Origin of the sequence: Lysinibacillus telephonicus (assembly GCF_039654155.1) — a bacterium.
Lineage (GTDB): Bacteria > Bacillota > Bacilli > Bacillales_A > Planococcaceae > Ureibacillus > Ureibacillus telephonicus.
This window is the reverse complement of sequence record NZ_CP155468.1, coordinates 868,369-887,854: the sequence shown is the minus strand read 5'-3', so window position 1 is coordinate 887,854 and position 19,486 is coordinate 868,369. Positions and strand designations below refer to the sequence as shown.

9 protein-coding genes are annotated in these 19,486 nt (G+C 35.5%); 3 read left to right on the top strand and 6 right to left on the bottom strand.

The features are described 5' to 3' along the window. Window positions 1-147: 147 nt before the first annotated feature. Together MKY04_RS04180 and MKY04_RS04175 are read right to left on the bottom strand one after the other, a co-directional pair. The gene (locus MKY04_RS04180) at window positions 148-4,917 is read right to left on the bottom strand and encodes a DUF6359 domain-containing protein (protein WP_346235366.1); all 4,770 of its coding nucleotides are present in this window, start codon (window positions 4,915-4,917) and stop codon (window positions 148-150) included. Between the two features lie 119 nt (window positions 4,918-5,036). Beyond that, window positions 5,037-10,001: a choice-of-anchor I family protein gene (locus tag MKY04_RS04175; RefSeq protein WP_346235365.1), complete on the bottom strand. Its 4,965-nt coding sequence runs from the start codon at window positions 9,999-10,001 to the stop codon at window positions 5,037-5,039. Window positions 10,002-10,453: 452 nt separating this feature from the next. Here MKY04_RS04175 and MKY04_RS04170 point away from each other — a divergent pair, with 452 nt between their 5' ends. Continuing rightward, window positions 10,454-11,995 (top strand): hypothetical protein, encoded by a 1,542-nt coding sequence (locus tag MKY04_RS04170; protein WP_346235364.1) that lies wholly within the window; start codon window positions 10,454-10,456, stop codon window positions 11,993-11,995. A gap of 237 nt (window positions 11,996-12,232) precedes the next feature. Beyond that, window positions 12,233-12,739 (top strand): hypothetical protein, encoded by a 507-nt coding sequence (locus tag MKY04_RS04165; protein WP_126294227.1) that lies wholly within the window; start codon window positions 12,233-12,235, stop codon window positions 12,737-12,739. A gap of 201 nt (window positions 12,740-12,940) precedes the next feature. Here the strand turns inward: MKY04_RS04165 and MKY04_RS04160 are convergent, their stop codons facing one another. Together MKY04_RS04160 and MKY04_RS04155 are read right to left on the bottom strand one after the other, a co-directional pair. Then, window positions 12,941-14,104 (bottom strand): ABC transporter permease, encoded by a 1,164-nt coding sequence (locus MKY04_RS04160; protein WP_346235363.1) that lies wholly within the window; start codon window positions 14,102-14,104, stop codon window positions 12,941-12,943. Further along, the gene (locus MKY04_RS04155; RefSeq protein WP_346235362.1) at window positions 14,094-15,377 is read right to left on the bottom strand and encodes an HlyD family secretion protein; all 1,284 of its coding nucleotides are present in this window, start codon (window positions 15,375-15,377) and stop codon (window positions 14,094-14,096) included. The genes MKY04_RS04160 and MKY04_RS04155 overlap by 11 nt, the downstream gene beginning before the upstream one ends. A gap of 246 nt (window positions 15,378-15,623) precedes the next feature. On the opposite strand from MKY04_RS04155, the gene MKY04_RS04150 reads away from it, so the two are divergent. Then, on the top strand, window positions 15,624-16,181 hold the full coding sequence (locus tag MKY04_RS04150) for a TetR/AcrR family transcriptional regulator (RefSeq protein WP_126294225.1): 558 nt from the start codon (window positions 15,624-15,626) through the stop codon (window positions 16,179-16,181). 132 nt (window positions 16,182-16,313) lie between these two features. Here MKY04_RS04150 and MKY04_RS04145 read toward each other — a convergent pair whose 3' ends face one another. Both MKY04_RS04145 and MKY04_RS04140 read right to left on the bottom strand, forming a co-directional pair. Further along, window positions 16,314-17,999, bottom strand: coding sequence for a phospho-sugar mutase (locus tag MKY04_RS04145; protein ID WP_346235869.1), 1,686 nt, complete (start codon window positions 17,997-17,999; stop codon window positions 16,314-16,316). Between the two features lie 8 nt (window positions 18,000-18,007). Next, on the bottom strand, window positions 18,008-19,297 hold the full coding sequence (locus MKY04_RS04140) for a glucose-6-phosphate isomerase (RefSeq protein WP_346235361.1): 1,290 nt from the start codon (window positions 19,295-19,297) through the stop codon (window positions 18,008-18,010). Window positions 19,298-19,486: the final 189 nt, after the last annotated feature.

Here is a 19,486-nt window from a genome sequence, read left to right as displayed (position 1 = left end):
GTCAACAGGAAATTAGGACAATATTCCTAATCCCGGATTAGGTCGAGAAATTTCAAAACACCCATCCTCGTTAGTTGGTTGATACTCACTGTACATCTAAACAAAAAGGACCCCCTCGAAAAACTTCTCGGGCGGTCCTTTCCAAATTTACATCTCTTTATTTAAAGAATTTAAATCAATTACAAAACTATTATCCTGTGATGGATCATTTAATAAAGATAAAATCGCATTTCCCAACATTTTGACCATTGGATCATCACTAGATGTCATGCCCTGAAGAATTTGTTGATTTTGTGGACTAAGTGTTTCATCACCTACGTAATGTTGAATTAATGCATCCGTAATTAGGCTGCCTACAGTAATTGACGGATCTAGCTGTGGAGCTAATTGCGTATCTACTAAAGCTTGTGCATATTGTAATGCTTGTTCCTCAGTTAGATTTGGTTGTTGTTGACGAATCATTTGTGCAAGAGTTGATGGAACAAGGGTTTCCATTCCTTTTTCTAAAAACTCCCTAGCGTATTCAGGGAATTCTTTTCCGTTTGTATTGAAATTAATTTCATCAACTGTAACTGTATCGACATGGATTTTTCCATTAGCAATTTCAATATTTCGGTAAGGAGATGGATAAGTAACAAGTGAACCCGTTTCAATATCATATATTGTGTTACCTGCTGCAGTCGTTTTTGAAACGGCGTCCTGTGCATGGAAATGTCCAGTAAATACGATATTTAATCCTGCATTGGCTAATGTTTCCGATACTTTTTGCCAATCTTCAATTACATACTGAGGGAAGATTTCCTCCTGAACTTCAAAGTGCTCAACAATTCCATGATGTGTCATCCCTATAATGAGTTGATTGTTTTCTTTAGCATCTTCAATTTGTTCTAGAATCCATGTAAGTCTTTGTTGATCAATGGCACCAGATGTTTTCGGTTTTCCATCTACCATATTCGTATTGTATAAAACTGAGTCCATTACAATAATGCGAATACCATCCTTAGGCTGTACAACATAACTTAAGGAATTCGAATCTTGAGCGATTGCTTCACCATAACCAAAATCATTATATAATTCCTTGTATTGTTCTACAGATACAGATGGAACCTGCTCTGTTGCATCACCCACAAATTTTACTGCATGTGGGTTTTGGATATCGTGATTTCCATGTGTTACATAAACTTTTTTCCCAGCAGCTTCTAATTCTTTTAATACTTTAACTACATTTTGATGACCTACAAGTTCACCATCTTTTGTAAGATCCCCTGATATTAACACAACTTCAGAGTCATTTTCTTTTATTTCTTCTACTGCTGAGTGAAGAACAGCCGCGCTTTCAATTAACAGTTTTCTATCATTTTCTAGATAGGCATTTAATGCTTCACCTGAAGTGCCAAGTGAAGTGTCATAGTAGTGAATATCTGACAGAACAGATAATTTAATAGAAGCCGAGTCTGGAGTTGTATTAGGATCATCGCCTGGATTTGTTCCAGGGCCGGCACCATTTATATACTCAAAAATTTGCTCTTCATGAGCGTTTCTGATTTCAGCTACATTTGGTCCATCAATGATGATTCGACCTACTTTAGTATTCTTTAAGTCGATGATTGCACCCGGTTGTTTAGGTTTGACTGTTAACATAACATTTGCCAAGCCTTCACCTGCAAATTCTGCATATTTCCCAGTGAATACTATTCCATTTTTAATTTCTGAATTATGGTCCAGCGTTACAGAAACACTTGGTTTATTGATGATTAATTTACCTGTTTTATAGTTTGTTAAATTGTATATTTTTTCTGCAACGATTGGTTCTTCACTATCTTCAGCATGCAAATCAATTTGCACCATTACTGGGTCGTGGTCACTTGCACGACCAGCCATGTCAGTAAAGTCTGCATTAATATGAAGAATATCAATTTCAGTATTGTCTACTAAATTATTAGATACTAAAATATGATCTAAAACTTGTGAGTTACCTTGGAATAGGTACGTATAACGGTCACTTTCTTCCACATGATTGATCATGTTTGTCATTAATTCACCCTCGTGGATTTTCAGTGACTCAGAGAACTGGAAGTCGTTAAAATCACCAAGTGATACAATATTTGCATCAGGATTATCATTTTTGATTTTTTCTACAAAGTCATAAACAACATTAGCAATCTTATGACGTTGTTCCTCACTTCCGTAAACAGGTGGTTGAGTTGAACCAAATAACGGTGTATCTCCTGATTTTGAATTCCAATGATTTGCAATAACAATAACCTCTTTACCCTGGAACACAAATTGTGCTGCTAATGGCTTTCGGCTATCTTCAAATGCTTCATTTGTTGGATCAATTCGACCTGGATTATGTGTTAGTTTTCCATCAACATAACCAACTGAAGTTGTTGCATCACCAGGAGTTATTCCTTCAGGTATAGAAACTCGATCTGGATTATATAAGAATCCAACACGAATATTCGCGTTCGGTGCACCACCATCTTCGTTATTAATTGGATCGATATTTAAATATTCATATCGAACTCCACTTTCTTTTTCAATTGCATCAATTAAACGTTCATAACTTTCATTTGCAGCTGCATCTCCAGCACCTTGTCCATTATTATCTTGCACTTCTGTTACTCCAACAATATCAGGACTGCCCATATCTGTTCCAATTGCTCTTGCTAATTTAGCAGCTTTGTCCTCTGTTGTTTCGTTTGTATTATTTGAGAAGTTTTCTAGATTGTAAGATGCAATTGTTAATTTATCCTCTGTTTTTACAATCGTTGTTTTTTCTGGCTCCGCACTGCCTTCTACATGTTTTGCTTTCATATATTCATAGTCAGCATAAATTTTATAATTTTGGAACCCATAGTTCACAACACCTTGAATTGGACCAGTGAATTTATCACCTGTTGCGACTTCAAAATCTCTCGCCTCATAGTTATCAAAAAGCTTAAATTGAATACGATCTGGATTTGCGTTATTTTCTTCTAATAACACTCCTCCGTTAATTGTGTTTGTTGCTCTTTCTTCAAGAACTGTTATTAAATCACCGTGTTCTTGAGGAGCAACTGCTTTCACTGTCCCAACTTCTACTAACATTCCCTCTAAACTTTCCCAGAAATCAATTGCATCTTCTTCTGGATCAAAGTCTGCAAAACCATCATTATCAATTACTGCGTTTGGTAGATTATCGCTTGTAATTTTAATAGGCTCTGGGAGTTCAACCCCTTTTTCAAGAACTCGCACGATACCATTACGATCGTTTCTAGCATTGATTTGAGTTACAGATAAATCTGTATCTTGCTTCGTGTCATTGTAGCCATCGATATGATATTCGTCGACAGTCCCTGTTACACTTACTAGATCACCGATTTCAACTAAAGCTTGATTACCTGTATAAACAACAATTCCTTCTGATGTTTTAGGGTTATTGTCTATTAAATGGTCTGGTGTTTGAATATGGAAGTAATTCCCGTTACCAATTTTATAAGTATACGTTACTATACCTTCAATGTTTTCTACTATTTTGCCATCAAAAGGAGAGTTATGGGATTCACTTTGGATATGGTGAATTTGCAATCCATCTTCCTGATTGTAAACAGTGTAACTAAATTCTGAAACTTGGCTAGCTGTTAGACCTTCCTTTTTAGCAATTGCTTTCATCGTCATTGCTTCATTGACAACTATCGGTTCGCTATATAATTGACCATTTGTTAATGGGTCAGAACCGTCCGTTGTATAATAAATTTCCGCACCTTCAGTAGATGTGGATAGCGTCACCTCTGTACCAGCAGGAATTACTCCTGATTGATGACTAGCTGCAACAATTTGAACTTTCGATGAATCTTCTACAATATCCGCTTTACTTCTCGGGATAATTTGGAAATTCCCATTGAATTCTTGAACGATACCTGTAATTGATTCATAGATAGAACCTACTGAAAGCCCTAAAGATCCAGTTTCATCACGTACGATAAATTCTGTTCCATCTGAGGCTAAATAGTTAGCCCAACCAGTACCTTCATTAACTGATTTCAAAGTAACATTGTTAATCGTTGCGAGCTTCGACTCGTTTTCTTCTACTAATTCAGAGCCATTTAGAACAACTGCTTCAGGCACCCCTACTTGCCCTTTATTTTCAACAAGTTTAGGGCTTTGAAGCTGCAGTAAATCATTGTATTCGCTTAATGTACCAATCACTACAATTTCATCACCAACTTGAACATTTAGAGATGTTGGGTAAATTGCAATGGCGCCTGTTTCATCTTGGATATGGATTGTATTTTTTAGGATCGCTGTAACAGTGCCATTGACTGATACTTTGCCTTCTCCTTGAGTACGAGCTTCAGCGATTGAGATAATCTGTACTGGTTCTTCTGGAGCAGGATCTTGTCCAACAATCGAATATTCAGTTGGCGATTTTAATCCTGGTACAGAGAAGTAAGCTTCAAGACTTCCTGTGATCATTATTTCCTTTTTAAAGTTCTCCGGGTTATCCACTAAATTAAGGTCACTTCGAATTGCTCCTGATGGTAACTGTACAGGTAAAATCTTTGATGGATCTGTTTCATTTGGGTCATCTGCTAAACCTATATTCGTATTAACAGTAAACGGTGGTTCTTGATCATATTTTGAGCCACTATTTGCGATACCTACAATATATCCTCGAACAGTAGCTATACCACTATTATTTGCTATTGCTTCTTCTACTGTAATGAATTCTTGGACAATTGTAGTTGTATCAGGAGTTGTTGTTTCAGTAGCTGCAATTACTCTATTTGAGTAATTTTTAAAAGTATATTTATTTAGATCCTTTGAAGCTGATTCTGCATTTATAATTGCTGGGGTTGCTGGTACTACAACAGTTGCTACTAAACTGGCAACTAAAAACGCATTCATACTTTTTTTAAATTTTCGCTTATTCATTTTTATCTCCCTTTTCGTACATATTTTATTCCTTGTATTTTGTCGGACAAACTCGTACTTAAATACTTAATAGAGAGTAGCCCTCCATCACAAAGATGTGCTGGAAGGCTTTATAATGATTAAAAAGTTGTATTTCCAGTTACTTCTAACCCATCGAAATTATAGCTATCTCCCTCTAAACCTGATAGATCTGCGTTTCCTTCAACTTTGACATTGATAATCTCAAATGTCTCGCTTGGTGTACCTACTAGAATCAAGTCACCTTTAATCGTTGCATTTTCAAGCTTAGCAGCATTTTTAATCGTTACTTTTACATTACCTTCGTAAACTTTTGGTTCACTTGCAGTACCAGAAAATGCATCTTCAGGAATTTCTTGTACAGGAACATCTTTTCCAAATTCATAAACAGCAACTGTCCCTGAAACCTCGTGAGTTGCCATTAATAATGCTTTACCTGTTGGGCTCTCTTCGGCTGAAACAAATACTAAACCTTCAGGAGATACATCCCCTTTAATATTCTCAGAGAAATCACGGCTTGATATTAATGTTACAAATTCAGGTTTATTTACATCCGTTAAGTCGTAAACCATAATACCGCTGAATCGCTCTAATCCAATAAAAGCATAAAGTTTGCCATCAATTTCACCAACGACTGCACTTTCTGGTTCAGGACCTTTATTATCACTGCGATTATCTACTTCTACCTCTTCATTATCAACATTGAAGTGTTGAGGTACTTTTTCTGCGATTATTTTTTCAAAGTCACTGCCACTATCGAACACTAAATCCATTGTTTCAGCATCGAAAATTGAGAAGCTTCGGCCTCCAAATGCATAAAGTGCTTCGTATTCGCCGTTTTCATTTAATCCATTTTCTTTTGTCAGTTTAATTTTTTCTAATTTTTTAAGTCCGCCATCAGCAATAAATGCGTCTAATTCTTCTTGAGTATATCCTTGATAATTTTCGGCATTTAATTTAATTTTATCTGCTATTTCTTTAAGTTCTGTTTCCTCACTATATGCATCCCAATCTCTTGCATCTCCTTCATTCGGTGTGATGATATAGGTTTTACCACCGACTGTAAATGTGTCAATTGCGTCCGGCATATAGAACGAAAGGAGCGGCAATTTTTGAATATTAATGCCGTCTTTATTGTGTGCATCAATTTCATTTCCTTCTACAGAATGATCTTTTACACCAAGACCTTTTACTGAAAGGATCTCACCATTTTCTAAATCTACTGTTGCAATGGCGTTATTTTCTTGTAATGAAACATAAGCAGTTTTGCTGTCATTAGAAACTGTTATATATTCAGGTTCAAGCTGCACTAATGCAGAATCGCTTGAAGATACAAAGGAATTTATGCGAACTTCATCGTCTAATAATGATTCTGTAAACGTTAGTGTAATTACATCATAATTGTTTTGTAAATCAATAATTGTAATTGAACCTTCCGGATCTGCTGAATAATCCTCAGCTGGCTCACCTTCGTTTGCTACAATTGCCTTCGTTCCATCTGGTGTGAATGTTACCATGTCAGGTAGTGCGCCTACTTGAACATGTGAAATATATTTGCCGTCTTTTGATGCGAAAACAACATATCCTGCATTTGTTTTCGGATCACTTACTGCAGTTATGGCAATTAAATCTTTAGTTGGATGTGAAGCAATGCTTGTAATATCATTGACATTTTCAATTCCAAACTCTGATAAAAGTACTCTTTTTGTTGACGGTACATCAGTAAATTCTCCTGTTTTTAAACTAGAGAATAATATAATATCGAATCCACTAACAGCACCATTTGTCACAAATGCTAATTGACGTTCGGCATCATATGCTAAAATTTCTGTACCTGTTGAACCTACACCGCTGTCATATCTAGCAATTTGAGAAACTATTAAATTTTCTGGATTTGAATTATAGAAGCCTGTAATTGGTTCTGGTTCAACATCCGTACCAGCCACATTCACAATACGGCCTTCTGTTTCAGTCGGGATTGTTTCTAGACTTTGCAGATGCTCTCTAAAGTTTTCCCAATCGGATAAACCTAAGTCTGTTACTCTTCCTTCATCGTAGGCTTTCTTAAATACTGTGAAACCATCTCCACCTTGGGCTGTGAATGCGTTTGTAGCGACTGTATACATCACATCATCTTGTACTTCAACATAATTTCCATCAGCATCTTTGTATTCTACTGAAATAACACGTTCACCGGCAGGTTTAGATGCATCAAATTGAACTCGACCACCAGCTACATGTAAAAACCCACCGTTTTCTCCTGGATATTTGCCTACACTAATTTCAAATGCTTCTTTTAATTCAGCTCCGGTTACATCCATTACGGCTAATGTGTTGCCAAATGGTAAAACCTTTATGACTTCACCTACTGTAATTGGACCAGCGTCAATTGCAGCACGGATGCCGCCACCATTTTGCAATGCCATGATTACATTTTTATTTGTAGCTTTTTTCGCCTTTGCAAGCATACCGTCTGTAATTAAATTCCCTAATACTGTTTCGTTTTTACGGACACTTTCACCCGTTGTATTTCCTACATCACCTGTACGTGGGTTTTCTAACGCTACCTCTGCCGTTACACCAATTTCTTCTTGCGCTAATTTATCAACTTGTTCTTTGTATGGTGCAAGTAATGCTTTTGCCTCTGCATCTTCTTCTTGATCACCAATTGCAATTAGTTCACCGGCTTGTTTAGTAATCACGCCATTTTGATCGAATTCTACATCTAATACACCTAAATTGCTGTTGTTGGCTCCTGTTTGAACAATGACAGTCGGCGTTGCGTCTTCAGCAATGACTACCGGCTGTGAAAGTGTTGTATGTGAATGTCCACCAACAATGACATCGATGCCTTCTACTTCTTTAGCTAAAGTTAAATCATTGTCTATAGCCGCATTATCGTCATAACCGATGTGCGTAATGGCAATAATTTTATCTACTCCTTGGCCTTCAAATGCCTTAACTGCTTTTTCTGCTTCTGCTTTATAATCCTCAAATGTAATGGCACCTGGGCTTGAAAGATCTTTTGTTTCTGCAGTTGTTAAACCGAAGATACCTACTTTTTCACCATTGATTTCTTTAATAATACCGTTATAGATTTTTCCGTTTTCAGGTTCACTAGAAATTAAGTCAGTGAACAAGCCTTGGAACTTTTCATCTTTAGAGAAGTCGACATTTGAACTTACAAATGGGAACTGTGCGCCTTTAATAAAATCTATTAATCCTTGATGACCTTCGTCGCTAGAACCTAAATCAAACTCATGGTTGCCGAATGTCATTGCATCATACTTCATTAGATTCATAAATGCTAGATCAGCTTGTCCTTGGAATTCATTGAAGTATAGTGTTCCTGAGAATACATCACCGGCATTTAGTAATAATGAACTTGGCTTTTCTGCCCTTACTTCTTTTACTGCAGTTACAGTTTTTGCAATATTATCTAAGCTAGCATGTGTATCGTTCGTATGCATAATTGATAATGTGAAGTTTTTGTTTTGGCCTCCACCAGACCATCCACCTGAGCCTCCGCCAACCCAGGAATTCCCTGGATTCACTTCTGAGCCTTTATCATCTTTTACTTTTTTAATTTTTTCTTTTACACTGTTGTAGTTTTTAATAATAGAAGAAACTTCAACACTTGTTGGGATTACTAAAGTTTCAATCGTAACATTAGCCCCTAATTCTATACTCTTATCTTTATTTTTGGTAACTAGCTCTTTAATTTGTCCAACTAGATTCAGAAGAAGATCAATTGTCTGTTCAATTGTGACTTGGTCAATTGCACCTTTCCCTTTTATCTCTAAATTTACAGTAGTGTTAATTGTTATTTTTTCTGCATCTGCATTGATTTCTAGCATTGATACTTTAGCAGATACTTTTACTTCAGATAATTTTGTATCTGAAGATAAGGATATATTGTTACGTTTTGCATGAACCGATTTAACTTTTGATTTCTTTAAGTCAATTTTTGGCCCTTTTGTTGATTCTGCAGCTATAAAGCCATTAACTGATGCTACTTGGTCTGCAGCACCTTCCTCAATAATTAATTCTCCATTTGCAGTAAGACCTTCAGCTGAAAAGTCAGTTACAACTTTATCTGTAAGAGTAACATTACCAGCCACTGTTACATTATTTAAAGCAACGAAATCAGCATTTACTGTAACAGCTCCTTGGATCGTTGTATTGCCGCCATCAAATACAACAGCTTTTCCTTCAGTGCCAGAAGCGTTAAATGTTAGTGATGAAACTTCTGTAATTACACCATTCGAAACAACTGCTGTTACTTTTGCACCTTTCAAAGCAGTTGCATTTTTAGAATGAAAGATTGGCGTTAAAGAAGAAGCGACATTTAATTCACCTTCAGAAGTTTGAATCGTATTATTTGAAACACTTTCAATCGTTAAAGTAAGCTGTTGATCTTGTTGTTCCGGTTGGTCAGAAGGTTTTACGTTTTCTGCACGGATAACAAATGCAGCTAACTGACCTCGTGTTACATTTGAAGAGCCATCAAATGTAGTTGCTGTTTTACCTGTCGTTACACCGTTTTCATAAAGAGCCGAGATATAATTTTTATAATCACTTCTGACATCTGTAAATGGAAGTGAGTTAGTAGAAGGTTTAAGTTCAAAAGCTCCAGCAAGTATTTTTGCCATATGGTTGCGTTGAACTGGTTCACCTGGACGATACGTATTATCTTCATAACCACTAATAATTCCTGCATTGGCAAGTGCTGCAATAGCGCCATAGTATTGATGACTTGTTGGGATATCTTTAAAGCCCGGATTTTTTACATTTTTAGTATCTAAACCTAGGGCACCAGCAATAATTTTTGCTGCTTGTCCACGAGTAACATGATCGCCTGGACGAAATGTACCATCTTCAAAACCCTTAATTATTCCACGTTCAGCTAGATTCGTCACTTCCTTATAAAAATTATAATTAGAAGGAACGTCTGAAAAGCTTGTATTTGCACTTGTTGTATTTGGTGCTAACGTCGACACCCCTGATGCAGCCACTGTAGCGGCTATCGTAGCAGTAAAATACTTTTGATATTTCTTCTTCTTCAAAGTAATTCATCCCCTTTATTTGGATTAAAATTGTAAATCAACCAATATTTATAGTAGAGAAAGTTTGTAAATTTAAGATAGTAGTTTTGTGAAACAATTGTAAATATTAGATGGTAATTAATAGATTTCTGTTATATTTTGTCGATTTACAAAGTATAAAAGTTCTATAAAATAGTTATTTTGAAGAACTTTAGAGATTGTACACTCACTATTATTAGGTGAAATGTCATAAGGAATTGAGTTTATATTGATGTAGGTTTTTAACTTAGCAAATCTTAATCATTATATGGTTGGAAATATATTAATATGATTTTTTTCAAGTCAACTAGAGTAATATAGATAATCAAAATGTTGAACTTGCAACCATATTCTTGTTTTTTATTAAAATAATTACAAATTATGATTATATTTGGGATAATGAAATAGATTTCAAATTTTATCGGGGTGTTAAAATGAAAAATATATTACTTCTTCTCGTCTTACTATTCGTTTTATTTGGGTGCAATGATAATAGTAAGCAAGAAGAGACGTTACAATTCAATCAACAATTTGATGAGGCGATTGAACTAATAAATCAAAATGAATTTCAATCAGCAAAAGGAATTTTAACAGAGCTAGAGGAAACTTTAAGCTCTAGTAAGGAACATAATGATTTGCTCAAAAATGTACAAACTGAATTACATAATGTTGAAGATCAAATAGCTCAAAATAAACAATTAGCATTAATACTGCTTGATATTTATGAAAACTATGGAGTTGTGTCACCTAATCATGGCTATCATGAATCAGAGTACACTACTGGAGTTGTCTATACTGAATTAATTGATTTTAATAACGATGCGAAAAAAGAGTTGTATATTTTATTTAAAAGTAATGACTATCAGACCGATGAAATGGAACATCGGAATCAAAATGGATACATAGAAGAGGTATGGGGAGCTTCCGAATCGGACCCATCACTTCTATGGGATGCTTTTTATACGATTGATTCAAGCACAGCATCTGATTTAGCTGTAACATTAGTAAAATTAAAAAATAATACAACAGCTATCAAGCATTCTAGTGATATGACTAGACAAGGGATTGAATATTCGCACAATCTGTTCTTTACGCTTCAGGATAAAACAATTTCTTTAACTGATGAGTTTTATTACGCATTAAACAATAACTTTGAAGAGGATAATTTTTTCTACGGGGTCAATGGTGATACAGTTGATCAGCAAACATATGAAAAGGCATTCGATACTTATGCAGGAGAGGAACAACCAATAATAAAAAGTTCTATTGGAACGAAGGAATTTGCAATGGATCTTTCTCCTATATCCTCTCTAGAAAATGTTATTAACACGTTAACCACTGACATGGGCGATTTTGCCAATGGTAAGGAAGCAACTATGACTCCAGAATTAGAACAAGCAATTACAGATTATAGTTATTTCGGTAATATTGACAAACGCGACACCCTTACCTATGAATCGATGATTGCATATGTCATTTTGCATAACATCGTTGAATCAGATGCTCCAGGGGAATATGGAGCTGGCTATACCGAGCAAACAGTTAAAAATGCTGTAAAAGAATACTTTAACGTCGACTTAGACCCAAGTAGTCTAGATTTGCCTTCTGAGTTTGATTTAGAAAATTGGAATTGGATGTACTATAAGGATGGTATTTTCCAAGTTGCTGCTTCGGATTTTTATGATGACGTAGTAATTCGTAATATTGAAAAAATTGTACAAGTAACAGACGATTTACTTTTTGCAAAAGTAAATGATTTAAACTTTGACTACATGAACCATAGTTTAAATACAAATCTTGACTTTGATTATAATCCTTATATAAATAAACCAATCGAACAATGGCCAGATCATGCTCAGCCATATTTGAAGAGAGAACTCCCAACATACCTTTTATTACATCAAAATAACAATCGATACCAATTGTATTATCATGGAAATAAGGTGATAACGAGTGAGGAGATAGAGGAGTTTTGATTGTAAAAGAATACTTAGTGTGCAAATTTAAGTTGTTCAAATAATAATTACTTTGTCGTTTAAATAGAGCCTGTCAAATCTTCTTAGCAGGCTCTATTTATACTTAATGAATACCTACTAATATTAGCGGAATCGTGGTTTCAAGTTTGGGGTGTTTGATTCAGTTACATTTCAAATAGTAGATTATTCTCTAGTAACTTCTATGTTATAATATAAAAAAACGTGGAGGTAATGAGGATGAATAACGAAATTGCAGAATTGTTACGCTCAGTTTTAAAGGAAGAGTTAGAACCAGTCAATAACCGATTAGACTCAATGGATCAACGACTGAACGGAATGGATCAGCGTTCTGATTCAATTGAGCAGCGTCTACACGGGATGGATCAGCGCTTTGATTCAATTGAACAACGTCTACACGGGATGGATCAGCATTTTGTTTCATTTGAACAACGTCTACATGGAATGGATCAGCATTTTGTTTCATTTGAACAACGTCTACACGGAATGGATCAGCATTTTGTTTCATTTGAACAACGTCTACATGGAATGGATCAGCATCTTGACTCTATCGAACAAGAAGTGAAAGCATTACGAATAGATCATGCTGAACTTCGAAATGAAATTATTGGAACTTTAGGTGACTTCACCGAAAAAATAGCATCCGATGTAGATTATAAAACATCTGCATTAAACAAACGGGTGTTTAATATCGAAACGGAACTTCAGCGATTGATTGGGGATTAATTGTAAATCTAGCATATTTTTTTAAAGGAGATTCTGATTTTTAAAGTTATGGGTCCCTTCCATTAAAATGCATAACAATCACTTGACAAAACTAAAGAAGATTACCAATTTTTGCGAATATGGTAATCTCCTTTTAATATTATGTTTAATTTACTTTTATATTAGGTACATCAATTATTTCAATTTCACTAATCTCTCCGATTAAAGAGCACCTTTCTTCCTAAATACAATCGTACTCGTAGCAAGGAAAGCGACAAAGAAAGTTACAAGACCAATTAGTAAGAGACTAATAATATCGCCCCATATAAATGATAGGCCATTCCCTTTAATTAATACATGACGAATTCCATCTAAATAATAAGTCAAAGGTAAGACTTGTGAGAGTCCAACTAAGAAATTAGGCATTTCTTCTAATGGCCAAGTAAATCCGGATAACACAAAAGATGGGACAGCAACAAGCATAGTCACCTGAGTAGCGCTTAGTTGATCTTTAGCAAATAAACTTGCTAAATATCCTATACCTAATACCCCAAAAGTAAAACTACAAGACAACAAAACTAGCGGTATGACGTTACCCTGCATTGGTAGTTTGAACCAATATAAGCAAACTAATAAAGTCGTAAGTGTATTAATTAAATTTACTAAGAAATAGGGAAAGACTTTAGCAAAAGCTAATCTCCAAGGTGTTAACTTCCATTTGGCAAATTGCCCCCATAACCCACTTTCTTTTTCACGTGTAATCGTTAAAGCTACTCCTAAAAATAACACCTGCTGCAATATCGTTCCAACTAAGCCATAGACCATGAAGTCACTGTAGTTGGAAGTTGGATTATATAAAATACGTGTACGATAAGGAATGTGAAAAAAAGTTGAATTAATTTCCTCATCCCGGAATCCCTGCTGTTGAAGCTTCGTCTGTGAAAAACCATAGCTGAAAGTACTAATGATTGAATTCGCTGCTCTACTTGTTGAATTAGTTACAATCATATTACTGCCATCAATCAAAGTGACGATAGGAAGGTTCTCACCTTGTAAAAGTCGTTTATAGAAGTTTTCTGGTATTACAATGCCGACCTTTATCTCTCCTATTGCTAACGCATCCTTCAATTCCTTCTCACTTTCCATATAACCAGTCACATGAAAGGTTTGACTTTCATCAAACGCTTGTATGATTTGTCGGCTTAATTGGCTATTATCATGATCTATCACAACGGTGTTTACTTCTTTTAGTTGAGCACCAGAATAAGAATATCCAAACAGGAATGTATATATTAGTGGAACTAAAAATAATAGCCCAATTGTATGTGGATTCTTAACAATATGCATCCATTCACGATAAAGGATATCCCAAACTTTAATTTCCATTATGTTCACCTAAAAGTTTCAACCATTTAACTGTCATGCCTGTTTTCACATCATTAGGAATATTTTTATATTCTACTTTAACACTAAAAGAACGAATATCTGTATCATCCATGTTTTGTGTAGCCTTTTGAACTGCAAAATCGGCAGCAGGCGATATGGAAACTACTTTTGCTTTTAGTTTTTTTCCGGTTGCAATTACTTCAATTTGAACCCAATCTCCAACTTGTATGTTAGAAATCTCGGTTTCAGGGAAGTAAAATTTCGAATATCTTTCCTCTGCTTGCTCCAATGTAAAGACTGGGAATCCTGCACTTACTAGTTCACCCACTTCTGCTGCTTTCGTTTTAATTACTCCGTCAGTTGGGGCGATTAGCTGTGTATATGATAAGTACACATTGGCTTCAGCCAAGGCGGCTTCTGCTTGAGATTTACCTGATTGTGCCGTAGATACAGCCCCAGCAGCTTGCTTAATACCCGCTTCTGCTGCTTTTACTTCACCTTGTCGCACCAAAACTTCATCTTGTGAAGCTACAGCCAATTCATAAGCAGCCTTTGCCTGATCTACTTGTGCTTTGGCAGCTTTTACCTCTTCTTCACGTGGACCTTGGACCGCTATTTCATATTGCTGTTTTGCCACCTCATACTTCCCTTTGGCTTCTTGATAGGTTGTATTAGCCTTGTCAACATCCGCCTGGGAAGCTAAACCATGTTCCAGTAAGGTTTGTAGACGTTCTAAATTATCCTTCGCTACTTTTTGAATTTCTTCCGCTGCTTTCATTTGACTTTCTGCTTGCTTGATTTCTTCTGGACGAGCACCATTTTGTAATGCTTCCAAATTTGCTTCTGCTGCTCTTAATGCAGCTTCAGCCTGAGCAACTTTCTTTGCAGCAGTTTCTGCTGTTACATTCACTGCTGCATTGCCCTGTTCTATTTTAGCTACTGCAGTCGATTGAGCTGCTTTTGCTTCATTTATCTGTCCATCTGCTACACTTACCGCAGCTTCTGCCTGCGATACTTTAGCTTCTAATTCATCATTTTGTAGAACTCCGATAACCTGGCCTTTTTTAACTACATCTCCTTCATCTACGAGAAGTTCCTCAATTCGTCCATCTAGCTTAAAGCTGACCTTACTTTCATCTCCTTCAATATATGCTGTTGGCTGTCCTTCCAAAAGATTTTTTCCTGCCGCTTCTTTTTTATCTAACAGGAAAAAACCACCAACAATTAAGCCAGCAATAAGGGACAAAACTAAAATAAGTCTCGCCTTTATCACTTTAAAACCCCCTTCTTAACAGTTACGATACCGAATGACTAAAAATGAATTTCAGTTCTGAACGTAGTAAAATATACCATATATTACTTAACTAATCTAGAAAAATTTTCTTTTAGTTCATATTTTTAAGTTCTAAATGGAATTCTAGTTCATTTTAATATAAACTTAAAAAGAAATTAATTAATGGAAAAAAGACAGGATTTTGTCATTGAGTACATTCCAAGAAAATAAAGGGGAATGCGAAAAATGATTGAGGAAAAAAAAGAGAGAATTATTGAAGCAGCTACTACCTCGTTCAGCCAATTTGGTTTCAAAGGTACAACAATGGATAGTGTTGCAAAGATTGCAAAGGTCGGAAAAGGAACAGTATATACTTATTTTGACAATAAGGAAGATTTATTCGACGAAATCGTTGATAGTACCATCAAACAAATGATGAATGTTGCTAATAAAGCAATTAAACCAGGATTACCATTTCATGAAAATATCCGTCACGTGCTTGAAGCAATTTTAGCATTTAGACAAAGTCACTCCCTTATCATGAAAATAGTTCAAGAAGCTCGGGATATCCAAACCGTTCATGTCATCAAAACAATTGAAAAAATCGATCAGAAAATAATCGATTATTTAAAAAATCTAATTCAGCAGCAAATAAAAACGGGAGAAAACATTCAACAAGACCCTGAATTTTTGGCCTTTTTATTATTTAAAACCTATATTCTTCTAATTTCAGATTGGGAGAGAAATCATCCTTCTTTGGATTCTAGTAAAATTACTGAAGTTTTGCAACGACAGGTGTATTAAAAAAGAGTTTTCAAGGAGATTTGAAAAGCTCCCAACCTCAAAATAATTACAAAAGGAGATTACCGATTTAATAAATACGGTAATCTCCTTTTGTAATTGTATGAATTTATAAAATAATTTGTATCAGGCACATCAAAAAATCTCGTTTAACAACTGCTCAAGTCTTTCTTCCGCAATTCTATTTGAATCTGCTACAACACCAAAGTAATATTTACACTTAGGTTCTGTACCTGAAGGACGGATAGCAATCCACGAGTCATCCTCTAAAACAAATTTTAAGACATTTTCTTTTGGTAAAGTAATAGCTTCAGTTGTTCCATCAACGAAAGTAGTGATACTAGACAAGTAATCTTCAACTCGAACTACTGTTAACCCCGCAATTTCAGAAGGAATTTCTTTACGTAAATTATCTAATATTGCTTTCATTTTTTCTTGGCCGTCTTTTCCTTCAAACACTTTTGAAACAAGCGCTTCCCTATAGTAGCCAAATTGAGCATATAAATCATTTAACGCATCAAGTAATGTTTTACCTTGTTTTGTATAATGAGCTGCCATCTCAGCAACTTTTAAGGCAACCTGCACCGCATCCTTATCGCGAGCAAAAGTTTTGATTAAATATCCATAGCTTTCTTCATAGCCGAATAAAAATGTATGTTCGTTCGTTTTTTCGTACTGTGCAATTTTTTCTGCAATGTATTTAAAGCCAGTTAAAGTATTCACTGTCGAAATATTAAAATGTTCTGCAATTTTTGCACCAAGTTCAGAGGTAACAATTGTCTTAATCATTGCACCATCATCAGGCAACATACCTGAACGTTGCTTTGTGGATAAAATATAGTGTAATAACAATGCTCCCAATTGGTTTCCTGTTAATAACTCATATCTATTATCATTTCGAACAGCAACACCTAATCGGTCGGCATCTGGGTCTGTCGCTAACAGTAAATCTGCTCCAACCTTCTCACCTAGTTCTATTGCTAACTGGAAAGCTGCAGCCTCTTCTGGATTAGGATAACTGACAGTCGGAAATGCACCATCTTGAATAGCCTGCTGCTCAACAATATGTATATTACTAAAACCAAATTGATTTAACCCTTCTCGTACTGGTACAAGTCCTGAGCCGTGTAGAGGTGTATAAACAATGTTCATATTCAAATCAATATCATCATTATCCTTTAATGTAAGAAGATTTTTCATATATTTTTCATCTAAATCTTCTAAAATCCATTTGAATAATCCTTGGTCTTCTAAAATAGCAATATCAGCTATTGAAATATCAAAGATGTTATCTATTTCCTCCATATGCTCTACAATAGCATTGGCTCCAGACGGTACTAATTGTGCACCATCTTCACCATAGACTTTAAAGCCGTTGTATTGCTTTGGATTGTGGCTGGCTGTGATAACAACCCCTGCAAAAGCATTCAACTCACGGACAGAATAAGAAAGTTGTGGAGTTGGGCGTGATTCTTTATAAACAAATATTGTAATACCATGAGCACCTAATACACGAGCAGTTTCAACCGCAAACTCATATGAAAAATGTCGAGTATCATATGCAATTACAACTCCGCGCTTTTTCGCTTCTTTACCATTTGATTCAACGAAACGTGCAAGTCCCTCCGCAACACGGCGAATCGTGAAGATATTAATACGATTTGTCCCCGCTTCAAGAAGTCCGCGCATACCACCTGTGCCGAAGGAAAGATATTGGTAGAAACGGTCTTCGATTGCAGCCTCATCTCCAGTGATACTCTGCAATTCTTCAGCTAAGTATTCAGGTAAGTCTGCATTTGTCCACGATTTATAATTATACATTACACTACTCACTTTGACACCTTCTCTTCCTTCAACAATTCAAGCATTTTCTTCTTATAAGACTCGACACCAGGCTGATCAAATGGATTTACTTCAAGAAGTGAAGCACTCATCGCACATGCTTTCATAAAGAAATAGATTAAATATCCTAAATGATATGCATCAAGCTTCGGCAATTCTAGCTGAATTACTGGAACGCCACCTTCTGCATGGGCAAGCGCTGTTCCTTGCTTTGAAATAGCATTAATTTCATTAAAAGTTCGTCCAGATAAATAATTAAGACCATCTTCATTTCTAGAATCAAATGGCACCTCGTAATCTACCTCAATTTCGTGGAAATGAAGCAATGTTTCAAATAATATTGGACTACCATCTTGAATAAATTGTCCAATTGCATGTAAATCTGTTGAGAAATTAACTGTAGATGGATATAGACCTTTTTTTTCTTTCCCTTCACTTTCTCCAAATAATTGCTTCCACCATTCATGAAATTTATTTAAAGAAGGTTCAAATGACGCTAAAAGTTCAACTTTATAGCCCATGTTATATAAAATGTGACGCATTACAGCATATTGGTATGCATTGTTATGAGCCAAATCAGGTTCTTGAAGTTCAATTGCTGCAGTCTTTGCACCATCCATTAATGCCTTAATATCAATACCAGCTACTGCAATTGGTAATAGACCAACCGGTGTTAAAACTGAATAACGCCCACCAATATCAGACGGAATAACAAATTGACGATATCCGGCTTTATCTGCCAAATTTTTTAACAAGCCTTTTTCAGGGTCTGTTGTAACAATAATTCGATTAATCGATTCTGCTTTATATCGTTTTTCCATATAGGAACGTAATACACGGAAAGCAAGTGCAGGCTCCATTGTTCCACCTGATTTTGAAATAACGTTCACATAAACTTCTTTGTCTGCAATATATGTAAGTAATTGGTTGATGTATGCACCACTCATGTTTTGACCTACATAAATTACTTCAACTCCTATTGGATGCATACCGAAATAAGGCGTTAGGGCGTCTTGTACTGCTCGTGCTCCTAAAAAGGAGCCCCCAACCCCTATAACCACTAACACATCAGCTACTCTTCTTATTTCTTCAGTAACATTGAAGACTCGTTCAAAAAGGACAGATTGATTTTCTAATGGTAGATCAATCCACCCTATTAAATCATTTGATTTTTCTAATTTATTATGGATTTTTAAGACCCGTTCTCTATATCTATCTATATCACTATAATCAAATGAATAATTTAATAATGTTGTGTGTACTGAATGGGTTACCATATTAATAACCTCATTTCTATAATTTAAATTAACGTATTCTATTATTACATAGTAGTTAGGAAATGCCAACTTGATACTGTTAGTGTTAAATCCAATTAATATGAAGTTTTTACGGGTAATCCCATATACTATTCAAAGCACAACTAATGCTTTACAACTTACACTTTAATATATTTGAATTAGATACTT